This window comes from Nocardia sp. NPDC004573 (assembly GCF_053602135.1).
Genome location: NZ_JBSGDA010000001.1, coordinates 86,918 through 99,749, shown reverse-complemented (window position 1 = coordinate 99,749; position 12,832 = coordinate 86,918). Strand labels below are relative to the sequence as shown.

Annotated in this window: 9 protein-coding genes and 1 pseudogene; 4 read left to right on the top strand and 6 right to left on the bottom strand. The window is 70.5% G+C overall.

What is annotated here, in order from left to right; translation table 11 throughout:
- Nucleotides 1–838: 838 nt before the first annotated feature.
- The 3 genes and pseudogenes from ACWEKR_RS00460 to ACWEKR_RS00450 form a co-directional block, all read right to left on the bottom strand.
- Nucleotides 839–1,900 (bottom strand): annotated as a pseudogene (locus ACWEKR_RS00460) (serine/threonine-protein kinase); the annotation flags it as partial.
- A 71-nt stretch (nt 1,901–1,971) separates the two neighbouring features.
- Nucleotides 1,972–2,625, bottom strand: a complete 654-nt coding sequence (locus tag ACWEKR_RS00455; RefSeq protein WP_452353063.1) for a response regulator — start codon at nt 2,623–2,625, stop codon at nt 1,972–1,974.
- A gap of 42 nt (nt 2,626–2,667) precedes the next feature.
- On the bottom strand, nt 2,668–3,978 hold the full coding sequence (locus ACWEKR_RS00450) for a sensor histidine kinase (protein WP_452352640.1): 1,311 nt from the start codon (nt 3,976–3,978) through the stop codon (nt 2,668–2,670).
- Nucleotides 3,979–4,136: 158 nt separating this feature from the next.
- On the opposite strand from ACWEKR_RS00450, the gene ACWEKR_RS00445 reads away from it, so the two are divergent.
- The 3 genes from ACWEKR_RS00445 (at nt 4,137) to ACWEKR_RS00435 (ending at nt 7,818) form a co-directional block, all read left to right on the top strand.
- On the top strand, nt 4,137–4,445 hold the full coding sequence (locus ACWEKR_RS00445; RefSeq protein WP_195086189.1) for a hypothetical protein: 309 nt from the start codon (nt 4,137–4,139) through the stop codon (nt 4,443–4,445).
- A gap of 53 nt (nt 4,446–4,498) precedes the next feature.
- Nucleotides 4,499–5,206, top strand: coding sequence for an ABC transporter ATP-binding protein (locus tag ACWEKR_RS00440; RefSeq protein WP_452353062.1), 708 nt, complete (start codon nt 4,499–4,501; stop codon nt 5,204–5,206).
- Nucleotides 5,207–5,286: 80 nt separating this feature from the next.
- On the top strand, nt 5,287–7,818 hold the full coding sequence (locus ACWEKR_RS00435; protein WP_452352639.1) for an FtsX-like permease family protein: 2,532 nt from the start codon (nt 5,287–5,289) through the stop codon (nt 7,816–7,818).
- A 4-nt stretch (nt 7,819–7,822) separates the two neighbouring features.
- Here the strand turns inward: ACWEKR_RS00435 and ACWEKR_RS00430 are convergent, their stop codons facing one another.
- On the bottom strand, nt 7,823–9,610 hold the full coding sequence (locus ACWEKR_RS00430; protein ID WP_452352638.1) for a protein kinase domain-containing protein: 1,788 nt from the start codon (nt 9,608–9,610) through the stop codon (nt 7,823–7,825).
- A gap of 316 nt (nt 9,611–9,926) precedes the next feature.
- Here ACWEKR_RS00430 and ACWEKR_RS00425 point away from each other — a divergent pair, with 316 nt between their 5' ends.
- Nucleotides 9,927–10,775: a hypothetical protein gene (locus ACWEKR_RS00425; protein ID WP_452352637.1), complete on the top strand. Its 849-nt coding sequence runs from the start codon at nt 9,927–9,929 to the stop codon at nt 10,773–10,775.
- Nucleotides 10,776–10,782: 7 nt separating this feature from the next.
- Here the strand turns inward: ACWEKR_RS00425 and ACWEKR_RS00420 are convergent, their stop codons facing one another.
- Nucleotides 10,783–11,448, bottom strand: a complete 666-nt coding sequence (locus ACWEKR_RS00420) for a response regulator (RefSeq protein ID WP_452352636.1) — start codon at nt 11,446–11,448, stop codon at nt 10,783–10,785.
- 45 nt (nt 11,449–11,493) lie between these two features.
- On the bottom strand, nt 11,494–12,717 hold the full coding sequence (locus ACWEKR_RS00415) for a sensor histidine kinase (protein WP_452352635.1): 1,224 nt from the start codon (nt 12,715–12,717) through the stop codon (nt 11,494–11,496).
- Between the last annotated feature and the right edge of the window lie 115 nt (nt 12,718–12,832).

Here is a 12,832-nt window from a genome sequence, read left to right as displayed (position 1 = left end):
CGGAGGAGGCCTGGCCTTGGCCGCACGGCTTCGCGCCGGGGGGCAAGGTGACGGGAGTCTGCTTCGCCGAGGTGGACGTGGTCGGCGAAGCAGTGGTGCGGCTCGGCGATTGGCTGCTGGGCCGCGCGGCGGGCGCCTCGCCGTGGTCGGCGGAGGAGGATGTCGACTCGACGCCGCCGGAGCCGAACGATTGCCACGCGATCGCGCCACCGACGGTCAGCGCGACGATCGCGAAAACGGCCACCATGATGGGCAGCGCGATCGAGCGACCCGGACGCGACGCGTCGTACCCGCCCTCGTCGTATCCGCCGTAATCGTCGTAGCCGTACTCCGGCTCCTCGCGGCCCAGTGGATGACCGGTGCGCGCGGGGTAGTCGCCGTGCGGCGGATAGTCCGTGCGTGCGGCGTGATCGCCCGGACCGGCCGGCGTCAGGAACTGCGTGGGAGCCGAGTCCGGCGCGGGGAGGTAATCGGACGTGCCTTGCGGTGGAACCGAGCCGGATAGCCGTCCATCCGGAGAGTGCGGAACCTCCGTGTGGTTCTCGACTCCCGGATGCGGCTCGGCATAGCCCGGCGCTTCCGAGTAAGCCTGCGGCATATCGGAATACGCCTGGACCGTGGTCGGTTCCGCGTACTTCTGCGTGGCGGCGGGATCCGTCTGCCCGAAGGCAGCTGGTTGTCCCGCGTACCCCTGTGCGGAATCGAAGGGGTCGGGTGCGGCGTAACCCTGCGGGTACGCCTGCGTCGGCGGGGCCGGGTACTGCGGTGCCTGCGAGTATCCCGCGGTCTCCAGGTACGCCTGGGTTTCCGGGTACAAGTGCGCGTCCGGGAAGGGGCGCATCGGAGGTAGATCCACCTCCGGCGAGTGCGGCGCACGCGGCCCCGCGTCCGCCGACGGGAGCGGCGTGAACTGGAACTCCGTCGGCCGGACCACCGTCGGCGCGCTCGGATGGATCACTGCGGGCAACTCCCCCGTCGACTCCGGCGCGACCGCCGCACCGGCGGGTTCACCGGAGCGCGGGGACCGGTCGGGCGCGCGCACCACGAGCGTCGGCCCGGTGGCCGGCGCCGCGGCGAGGGCGGCACGAGCGGCCCTGGCCAGCGCGGTCGCGGTCGGGAAGCGGTCGGCCGGATCCTTGGCCATACCGCGGTTCACCACTTCGTCCAACGCGGCCGGGATGCCGGCGGCCTGCGTGCTCGGCCGCGGCGGCGGATCGGACATGTGCGACTTGATCAGCACGTTCATGCTGGCCGAGGGAAACGGCGTGGCCCCGGTCAGGCATTCGTGCAGCACGCAGGCCAGCGAATAGACATCGGCACGGCCGGTCACCGGCCCGACGTCGAACCGCTCCGGCGCCATGTAGATATAGGAACCGACGGCCATGCCGACCAAGGTCACCGCGCTGTCGCCCTCGGTGTGCGCGATGCCGAAATCGACGAGATACGCGAAATCCGCGTCGGTGACGAGGATGTTCGCCGGCTTCACGTCGCGGTGCACCAGATTGCTCGCGTGCGCGGCGTCCAACGCCGAGGCGATCTGCTCGATGACGCCGACGGCGCGGGCGGGACTCAGCGGTCCCTGAGCGCGCAACAGAGTGCGCAGGTCGGCGCCCCGTACCAGTCGCATGTCGATGAACAGCACCCCGTCGATCACGCCCCAGTCGTGGATCGGGATCACGTGCGGTTCGGCCAGCCGCGCCGCGGCCTGCGATTCGCGCCGGAATCGCAGCTGGTACATCGGGTCTTTGGCGAGTTCTTCGGAGAGCAGCTTGACCGCGACCACCCGGTCCTTGACCGTGTCGTAGGCCTCGTAGACCTCCCCCATTCCCCCCTTGCCCAGCAACGATCGCAGTTCGTACGGCCCGAACCGCGTGCCGGTTCTCGGCCCAGGTTCCTGCACCCGTCATCCCTCCGCATCCCAGGCAGGGATCGCACACCGAGATCACGCGGTCCGCGACCGGAGCCTGCCCGTCACAGAGTGGATTCTCCGGGTGTCACCACCCCGTGGTCAAACGCGAACACAATGGCCGCGGCCCGATCCCGCAGCTCGAGCTTTCCGAAGATATGTCCCACATGACTTTTCACGGTCACCTCCGAGATGCCGAGTTCGCGTGCGATCTCCGCGTTCACCCGGCCGCGACCGATCAGTACGAGCACCTCGTACTCGCGCGCGGTCAATTCGGACAGGCGTGCGTCGGTGGGGGTGCGCACCGCACGCACCGTGCGGTAGGCCGACAACACGCGGCCGGTCACCGCCGGGTCGAGCCAGGCTCCGCCGCCCGCGACGGTCCGCACCGCGCGGATGAGATCCTCGGCGGGCGAGTCCTTGAGGATGAATCCGGCCGCGCCCGCGCGCAGCGCCCCGGACAGCAACTGGTCGTCGTCGAAGGTGGTGAGCACGAGGACCGGTGGAGCGCCGTCGCGCCCCCGCAACGTCCTGGTCGCATCGATACCGCCGACCCGTTTCATCCGCAGGTCCATCAGCACCACGTCGGGGCGCGCCTGCGCGACGGCGGCGGGGACTTCGTCGCCGTCGGCGCACTCGGTCACCACGAATCCGTCTCGGCGGCGCAGGATGCGCCGCAGACCGCCGCGCACGAGTTCCTGATCGTCCACCACCAACACGGACACGGCGTCTGCGCCGCTCGCGGCCGAGGTCACGCTCACTCAGGAACCCTCCCGTCCGGTGGTGGCGCCCGGCAGTACCGAGCAGGAGAATCCGCCCCGCCCCGGTGCGAGCGGAATGCCCGCCCGCACCGACCAGCCGTGGCCGGACGGCCCAGCGGTCATCCGTCCACCGAGCAGTTCGGCGCGCTGGCGCATGCCGGACAACCCCATGCCCGCGCCGCGCCGGCTCGGCAGCCCGGAGGGCACGGTGTTATCCACCGTCAGCGTGACCACCGTCGCGTCCACCGCGAGCCGAACCCTGGCCGACGCGCCGTGCGCGTGCTTGACGACGTTCGCCAGCGACTCCTGGCCGATCCGGTAGAGCGCGAGCCCGACCGCAGGTGACACCGCGCCGAGATCGCCCTCGCGGTCGTAGCGCACATCCAGACCGGCTCGCACGAAATCGCCGACCAAGTCCTCGATGTCCTCCACGCCCGGTTCCGGGACCTGCTTCCAAGGTCGCGCGTCCAGCAGGCCGACCGTCCGGCGGATATCGGCCATCGCCTGCCTGCCCAGCCGCTCGGCGTCGGTCAGCGCTTCCACGGCCTCGTCCACGTCGCGGTCGGTCTCCAGCGCATGCCGGGCGGCGGTGAGATGCAACAGCGTGACACTCAGCGAATGCGCGATCACGTCGTGCACTTCCCTCGCGATCCGGTGGCGCTCCTCGTCGGCGGCCTGCGCCGCGCGAATGTCCTGGTATCCGCGTTCCTGGTAGAGGAAGCGGCGCTGATATTGCAGCATCAGCCCGGCCATCCAGCCGAACGCGATGCCGACCAGATAGGTGGGCAGCCCCTCGGGCACATGGCCGATCGCGTCGAAGGCGACCAGCTGCAGCATCATCGCGACCGTCACCGGGATGCTCACCCGTTTCGGCGCGATCGCCGCGATCTCCCCCGCGGCGGCCACCAGTACGAACGGCGCGAAATCGGCGGCGACCGGCTGGGCGAGGAACAGCGCCTCGGCCGCCATGGCGAGCACGCCGAGCAGCAGCGGGCGCGGCAGTACGCCGAGCAGGGCGTGCAGCGGCCCGAAGGCGCAGGTCAGCAGGACCGCGATCACCGGAAGCAGGGTCGGGAAGTAGCTGTGCCGCTGCACCGCGGCCGCGACCGCCACGGCGAAGACCGCGACATCGACGCTGATGATGACCGACGGCGGATAGTCGTAGGGCAGCTCCTCGACGCTGCGCCGGAAGGCCGCGACCGGATCGCGCGCGAACTCGGCGCACCGCTCGCGGACGCGCCGCATCGAGGCCCGCACGCGGCCGTCGCGCGGCGTACCGGGCGGTGCTTCGGATACGCCGGTCGAACCCATTCTGTAAGGCTAGCCGCCGTATCCGGGCCGGTACATCGTCCCGGGAGCGGGCCGCCGCTCCTACCGTGGGCGGAGACGCATTCGGGTCCCTGGCACGACGACAACAAGACGGTCACGTCCGTAGCGTTGGCGGTAGTTCACAGAGGAAGGCGAGGGCCATGTCCTGGACCGATCAGCACGCTCGAACCGACATCGTGCACGCCGTGCTCACCCGCGCGGCGCTCGACCCGGCCGATCCCGACCTGTTCGAGGGATTCCCCGAGCTGGATCGGCTGTTCGGCGGCGCGGACGGACTCCTGCTCACGCTGCGCTACCGGTGGGACCTGCATTTCGCGGCGAAACTCGACCAGGGGCTGACCGCGATGGAGGCCTATCTCGAGCTGGCGGCCGAGCAGCCGGCGCTGCGCGCGGTGCTCGACGCACAGTATCGTCGCCGCAAACTCGCGTCGGAGGCCATGGCGCGGTAACGCGCGACGAGGAACGAAGAGATTTGATCGACCGTACGGAGCGGGGGACGACGATGCCGGAACCGGCGATGCTGGAACTATCGGGCGTGACGAAGGAATATCGGGTCGGCGGACAGGCGGTCCGCGCGCTCGACGACGTCGGATTGCGTATCGAGACGGGGGAATTCACCTCGATCATCGGGCCGTCCGGGTCCGGCAAGAGCACCCTGCTGCATCTGCTCGGCGCGCTCGACAGTCCCGACGCGGGCTCGATCCGGTTCCGGGGCGAGGAGATCGGCGCGCTGGAGGAGGAACAGCAGTCGGAGTTCCGGCGGCACCAGGTGGGTTTCGTGTTCCAGTTCTTCAACCTGCTGCCCACGCTGTCGGCGTGGGAGAACGTGGCGATACCGAAACTGCTGGACGGCACCGGTTTACGCAGGGCCAGACCGCGCGCCCTGGAGTTGCTCGACCGGGTGGGCCTGGCCGAGCGGGCCGAACACCGTCCGGCCGAATTGTCCGGCGGGCAGATGCAGCGGGTGGCGGTGGCGCGGGCGCTGATCATGAACCCGCCGCTGATCCTGGCCGACGAGCCCACCGGCAACCTCGACTCCAAGACCGGCGCGGCGATCCTCGAGCTACTCGGTGAGATCGCCGGATCGGGCAGTTCGGTGGTGATGGTGACCCACGACATGGGCGCGGTGACCTACTGCGACCGCGTGATCACGCTGCGCGACGGGCGGATCGGATCCAACGACAAAGTCGAGCGGACGGTCAACGCGTGAGCAGCGTGAGCGGTCAGGCCTGGAGGCGGCAGCGAAGCGTGACCACGCAAGGCCCCGCTCACGCGAAAGAAGAACACAGCGTGAGCGGTCAGGCCTGGAGGCGGCAGCGAAGCGTGGGCCGGATCGGCGCCGCGTGGGATCGCCTGCGACTGTTCAATATCGGCGAGTTGCTCGCCCATCGCGGACGCACCGCGATGTCGCTGGTCGTGATGGGGGTCTCGGCGTCGCTGCTGGTCGCGGTGCTGAGCATCTCCGGCTCGGTCACCGGCTCGGTGGACAAGCTGACCCGCGGCCTCGGCGGCAAGGCGCAGCTGGAGGTCAGCGGGATCACCGATGCCGGTTTCGACCAGCAATTGCTGCGCCGGATCGCGGCCACACCCGGGGTCGAAGTGGCGGTCCCGATGCTGCGGGTGCAGGTCGGCACCGGCGCCGACCGCGCGCTGCTGATCGGAGCCGATTCGACCATCAGCGCGCTGGGCAGCGAATTGACCAAGCCGATGAGCGCTTTCACCGGGAAGCTGCTCTCGGTGCCCAACGGGGTGGTGGTCGGCACGGGGCTCGGCCGCGGCGAGGGGGAACAGTTCCAGCTGGGCGGCACGACGGTGACGGTCGCCGGCGTGCTCGACGAGGAGACATCCCGCAAGCTCAACGGCGGCCACCTCATCGCCGCTCCGCTCGGGCTCGCGCAGAAGGTCACCGATCGCACGGGACGACTGGACTCGGTGCAGATCGTTCCCGCCGAGGGCGCCGATCTCGCGCAGGTGCGTGCCGCGCTCACCGAAGCGGTGGACGGGCGCGCGGTGGTGGCCGAGCCGAGTCTGCGCACCGCGCAGGCGGGCGGGGCGATCCAGATGGTCCGCTACTCCACCACCATGGCGTCGGCGGCGGCGCTGATCGTGTCGGCGTTCCTCATCTATAACGCGATGAGCATGGCGATCGCCCAGCGCAGGCCGATGCTCTCGCTGTTGCGCGCGATCGGCGGCAAACGCGGCCCGATGGTGCGCGACCTGCTGGCCGAAGCGGCGTTGCTCGGCGTGCTCGGCGGCGCGGTCGGCGCGGCGCTGGGGGTGTTCATGGGTAGTGTCGCGATCGGCACGCTGCCCACCGCGATCGTGCAGTCGGTGGAGGCGCGCACCGAATACGCGGTGCCCTGGTATGTGATTCCGTTCGCGGTCGTGGCGTGCGTGTTCACCAGCGTGCTCGCGGCGGCGCTCGCCGCGCGCCAGGTGTACAAGGTCCAGCCCATCGAGGCACTCGCTCCGGTCGGGGCCGCCCGGACCGACACGGCGAGCCCCGCGCTGCGCTGGTCGGCCGTGGCGGCGGGCGCCGGGCTGACCGTGACCGCGGTGTACATCGCGAGCAGCGATCTCGGCCGCTACTCGCTCACCGCCATCTCGATGTCGTTCATCGCCGCGATCCTGCTCTGTTTCGCCGCCACCGGCCCGATCGTGCGGGTCGCGGCAGGGGTCGCGCGCTGGTTCCGCGCTCCCGGCGCACTGGGCGCGACCACCCTGGAACGTTCGCCGCGGCGAGTGTGGGCGACGGCGATGACGGTCATGATCGGCGTCGGGGCCACCGTGGGCATGAGCGGCGCGTCGAGCAACATGATCGACTCGGCCACGGTCACTTTCACCGACTTGGCCCGCAACGACGTCTACGTCAGCCCCGCGTCGATGGCGCAGTTCCCCACCGGGCCGCTGCTGCCCGCGGATCTGGCCGGCAAGCTCGCGGCGGTCCCGGGCGTCACGCATCTGAGCCCGGCGCAGATGGCCTTCGCCACGCTCGGCGACAGTCGCGTGATGCTGCAAGGGTTTCCGCCGGATGCCAGACAGACGCGGATGCGCATGCTCACCGACGAGTCGGTCGCCCGGTTGTCGGCCGGGGAAGGCGTGGCGATCTCCCGTGACGTGGCGCGCTCATTGGGCGTCGGCGCGGGCGCGGACCTGACCCTGCCCACGCCGACCGGCCCCCGCACGGTGCGGGTGCTGCAGGTGATTCCGTACTTCTCCGCCATCGCCGGCGTGGTGATGATGGACCTGGATCTGATGCGCAGCTGGTACGAGCGTCCCGGCGAGACGGTCATCGCCGTCGACATCGCCCCGGACGCCGATCACGCGGCGGTGTTCGCGGCAATCCGGCAGGTGGTGCCGCCGGAGCTGAACGTGGACACCGGCGCGGACACGGTGACGGCCGCGTCGTCCAGCATTCAGCAGGGCATGGCGATGAGCAACGCCATTCTGTGGATCGTGGTGCTGGTCGCCACGGTGGCGTTGCTCAACACGTTGATGCTGTCGGTGCTGGAGCGCCGCAGGGAACTCGGCGTGCTGCGCGCCATGGGCACCGGGCGCAAATTCTTGATGCGGTCGGTGCTGGCCGAAGCCGCCGGGATCGGAGTCGTCGGCGCGTTGCTGGGCCTGGCGCTCGGCGCGGCGGTGCAGTTCCTGGGCACCGTCGCCATCGGGCACGCCCTGACCATCGACGTCGACTACCGGCCGAGCCCGATGCTGCTGGTCTACGCAACCGTCGCGCTGGCGCTGGCGCTGCTCGGGTCGATCCCGCCCGCGTTGCGCGCGGCCCGGCTGCCGATCGTGGAGGCGCTGGCGGTCGACTGAGCCTTCACAGCGGCAGCTCGGCGAACCAGGTCTTGAATTTCGCCGAGGTGATGCCGAATCCGGAGCTCGGATTGCTGTCGGTGAGCGTCACCGTGGCGAACAGCAGGTAGCTCGACCGGGCCGGGTCGTCGGCGAAATCCACCACGAGGTAGCCGTCCGGCGACCCACTGCCCTTCTCCTGCCAGCGGTAGGTGGAATACGTCTTGCCACCGTTGCGTTCGGTGGCCGGCGTGTTGGAGGGGAGGTCCCGCACCGCGGCCTGGGCGTCCTGTGGCGAGGTGAAGCCGATGAGGACGTAGTCGGGGTCGGCGATCGGCGTGCCCCAGCAATTCCAGGCCTTCGACCAGTTCGGGAAGTCGGGGACGCCGTTGGAGCTGGACACCTTGCCGCCCGGCTTGGCGGTGCCGAGGAAGCAGGTCTTACCGCGATACCCCGGGCCGGAGCCGATGTCGTATTTCGTGTCGACGCCTTGCGGTAGCAGCTCGGGGAAAGCTTTGGCGAGCTTGTCCGCATCCGACGGCCCCGCGGGCGTCCTGGGGCCGGTGTCCAAGGGCGACGCGGAATCGGAGAAACCGATCTTCGCGACGACGATGCCTGCTCCGACCAGCAGTGCCACGACCACCAGCACGATCGTCACGATGAGGCCGGTGTTGGAGCGGGCTTGCGCCGGATAGCCGGGCGGCTGGTGGGACGGATACCCGATCGGCGGCGGAGTGGGAGCGGACAGCGGCGGCGCGGGATAACTCGGCTGGGGCGTCACCGCCGCATAACCGTTGGACGCCGGGAACTGCTGCGCACCGGTCGGATTCGGGCTGTACTGCGGCGCGGAGTAGCCGGGCGCGGACGCCGCGGGCACGTAGGTCGGCGGACTCGCCTCCGGCGCCGGGTACGCCGGTTGCGCGAGGACGGTGGGCGCGGGCTGCGGCTGGTATTGCGCGGCCAACACCGTCGGAGCGGGCTCGGTGAGCGCTCGCCGTGCGGCAGTGGCGAATTCGACGCAGGAGGAGAATCGGTCTTCGGGCCGCTTGGCCATGGCCTTCGCGATCACCGCGTCCATTGCGGGCGACAGGCCCGGGCGCCGGGCGGCGACGGAGGGCGGCGGCAACTGGAGATGCCCGCGGATGATGTCGGCGGGGGCGGGGGCGTCGAACGGGGCGACGCCGGTCAGCAGCCAGTACAGCGCGCAGGCCAGCGAGTACTGATCGGAGCGGTGGTCCAGGTGCGCGCCGGTCATCTGTTCGGGCGAGGCGTAGGCGAGCGTCGCGGTGAACATGCCGGTCTGGGTGAGGTGCGTGGAGTCCTCGCGCAGCCGCGCGATGCCGAAATCGGTGAGGAACACCCGTTCGCCGTGGCCGCCCCCCGCACGCGCCAGCATGATGTTCGCGGGCTTGACGTCGCGGTGCAGCACGCCCATGCCGTGCGCGTAATCCAGTGCGGACGCAACGCCCTCGATGATCTGCACGGCCCGTTCCGGCGGCAGGGTCTGCGGGTTCACCGTCGCCGCGTCGACGCCGTCGACGTACTGCATGGAGATCCACAGCTGCTCGTCCTCGGTGCCGCGGTCGTACACCGCGACGATGTTGGGATGGTCCAGCTGCGCCGCCAGGTCGGCTTCCCGCTCGAATCGGGCCCGGACCTCCGCGTCGGTGAACAGATCCCGGTTGAGCAATTTGAGCGCCGTCTGCCGGGGCAATCTGGGGTGACGGGCGAGATACACCGATCCCATGCCGCCCTGGCCGAGCAGCTTCTCTATGGTGAACCCGGCGAACACCGCACCACTGTTGAGCAACACGCCCCCTTCAGGCGACCGCGGCGGCCGGACGTGACGTCCGGGCGCCATACCGATCCTGGAGCCTACCGGGTGACCCCGTGGCCACCGGGTTTCGAATTCTCCGGGAAGATCGGCAAAACTATGTTCGAGACATCGTTCCGTCGACGCCGCCGCGCGCCGCGGCGATGTCTCTCGTCCGGTCACCGGCCGGACGAGCCCGATGAGCTATTTTGCACCGCCGAGAAGTAGTGACCGCGTCACCGGTGGTGGGGAGGACTCGGTGGTGAGGTCGACGGGATCCGCTGCGACGTGTCGGTCGGCGCTACGCGCCGGTGCGATGGTGGTGCTGCTCACGCTGACCTCGTGCACGCTGTTTCCCGCCGACAAGCCCGCCGCCGACACCCCGGCCGTGGTCGTCGACACCGCGGGAGCCTGGCGGCCCAACCTCGCGGTGACCATGCCGGACTCGCTGGCGGCCGACTTCACCCAGTTGCAGCCGCAGCTGGCCGGCCAGGTCGGCATGGCGATCATGCCCGTGGGCGGCGGCCGGATGACCGTCTTCGGCGACTGGGTCAGCGGCATCGCCTGGTCCACCATCAAGGTGCCGCTGGCGATCGCGGCTCTGCGGCACGACTCCCAAGAAGAGATCCTGCACGAGGTGGAGGCGGCCATCACGTGGTCGGACAACGGCGCCGCCGAGGCGCTGTGGCAGTCGCTCGGCGACGGGCTGGAAGCGGCCAAGGCGGTCCAGGACGTGATCGACGAGGCGGGCGATGCCACGACCGGTGTGGCGGGCCCGCGCACCACTTTGGACTACACCTCCTTCGGCGGGACCGAATGGACGCTGGCCAATCAGGCGCGCTTCGCCTCCCGGTTGCCTTGTCTGCCCGAGTCGTTCCACGTCACCGAGCTGATGACGGAGATCACGCCCGAGCAGGCCTGGGGTCTCGGCGTGTTGGAGGGCACGGCGTTCAAGGGCGGCTGGGGGCCCGACGACGTGACCGGCGTCTACACCGTCCGCCAGTTCGGCCTGGTCCCGGTGCGGTCCGGCATGATCGCCGTGGCCATGGCGGCGACGGCCGATTCCGGCAGCTTCGAGGACTCCACCACCATCCTCAGCCGGATGGCGCGGATGCTGGGCCGTCATCTCGGCGAACTGCGCGGCGGCTCCTGCCCGCCGCTGTGACTCCGGCTCAGCCCGGGGTGACCAGGCCGCTCTCGTAGGCCAGCACCACCGCTTGCGCCCGATCGCGCAGGTTGAGCTTGGCGAAGACCTTGGAGACATGGGTCTTCACGGTCTGTTCGGCTACGTACAGGGTTTCGGCGATCTCGGCGTTCGACATGCCTTTCGCGATGAGTTCGAGCACTTCCCGCTCGCGGGGAGTCAGCGCGTTCAGCTGCGGCCCCGGCTTGGCGCGGGCCGCGCTGCGGCGGCGGGTGACGTCGGCGATGAGCCTGCGGGTGACCGTCGGCGCGAGCAACGCTTGGCCGTCGGCGACCACGCGCACCGCGCGCACCAGTTCCTCGGCGGGCGCGTCCTTGAGCAGGAACCCGCTGGCGCCGAGGCTGAGCGCCTCGTAGACGTAGTCGTCGATGTCGAAGGTGGTGAGCATCAGCACGCGCACCGGCGGGTCGAACCCGGCCGCCAGGATGGCGCGGGCCGCGTCCAGTCCGTTCATCTCCGGCATGCGCACATCCATCAGCACGACATCCGGGCGCAGCCGCTTCGCCTCGGCCACCGCGGCTTTCCCGTCCGCCGCGTCACCCACCACGCTGATATCCGGCTGCGCCGCGAGCAGCGCGCCGAACCCCTGCCGGACCATTGCCTGGTCGTCGGCGATCAACACCGTAATTGCCACCCGCTCACCCTAATTGCCCCCGCCGACTGCGCGGCGGGCCGATGCTCAGCGACCCGGCTCGGCGTGCCCGGCACCGACGACGGCAGCAGCGGCTTCGGGCGCGACGAGCGGGAAGCGCGCGTGGACTCGGAAACCGCCGTCCGCCCGCGGTTCCGCCGTCACTTCGCCGCCGACGGCCAACGCTCGCGCCTGCATGCCCGCGATGCCGTGGCCGCCGTTGCCGACCGGCCGGGCGGGCGTCGCGCCCGGACCGTTGCCGACGTCGAGCAGCAGCTCCGCGCCACACGCGATGCGCACCTCGACCGGGGCGCCGGGTGCGTGCCGGGAAGCGTTGGACAGCGATTCCTGGGCGACGCGATAGAGCGCGAGACCGGTCGTCTCCGGGATCGTGTCCAGTGCTCCGTCGACGGTCCACTCGATGCGGACACCCGCGCGTCGCGCACCCTCGAACAGGGCGATCACATCCGCGGCCTTCGGCTGAGGCGCGTGTTCGGGCAGCTGGCCGTCGCTGCGCAGCACGCCGAGCATGCCGCGGATCTCGTTCAGCGCTTCGCGCGCTGTGGCGCCGATGGACTCGAATTCGGCGCGAGCGGCCGGGGTGACGCCCTGGACCCGGTACGGCGCGGTCTGCGCCTGCACCACCACCAGGGACATGTGGTGGGCCACGACATCGTGCAGGTCGCGGGCGATGCGCGCCTTCTCCTCCAGGATGGCGCGGCGGGCGCGCTCGAGTTCGTTCTCCTCCTCCTGGCGCACCAGCTGCCGCCGCGACAGCACCAGCCAGCGGATCAGCAGGCCGAACAGCACCAGCGCGGCCAGCGCGATCGGCCAGCCCCACGCGGCGTTGGCGAACGCCTCCCCTTCGCCGGGCATGGTGGTCGCCAACAGCAGCGCCGTCGCCGCCCAGGCCACCGCCACGATCTGCCCCGGGGCGCGCACCGCCACCGCGAACAGCGACACCAGCAGGCACAGCAGGTGGACGACCTGGAACGGCAGCTCGTTGTGCGGTTGATGCGGGATCGCCAGCGCGATCACCAGCGCGGAGCCCGCCGAGATGGCCCAGCCCAACGCCGGGTTGACCCGCACCAGCAGCACCGGGAACGCGGCCAGCGCCGCGATGAACGGCTGCGCCGCGGCGGGCACCGCGTGGGTCAGGTGCAGGGTCGGCCAGGCGACCGTGTACCAGATCAGAGCGACCAGCACCGTGCCGAGGTCGAACCAGGTCCGCGCGTCCAGCCGTCGCGTCCAGGCGCGAATTTCTCGGTTCATGCCTACGACCCTAGGAACTCGCGGTTCACCGCGGCTCATACCCACGGGTGATTTCCCGCCCGATACCCCGGTGGGAGACGGGCACGGCGGCTCACCCGGCGGCGCGGCACGGGAA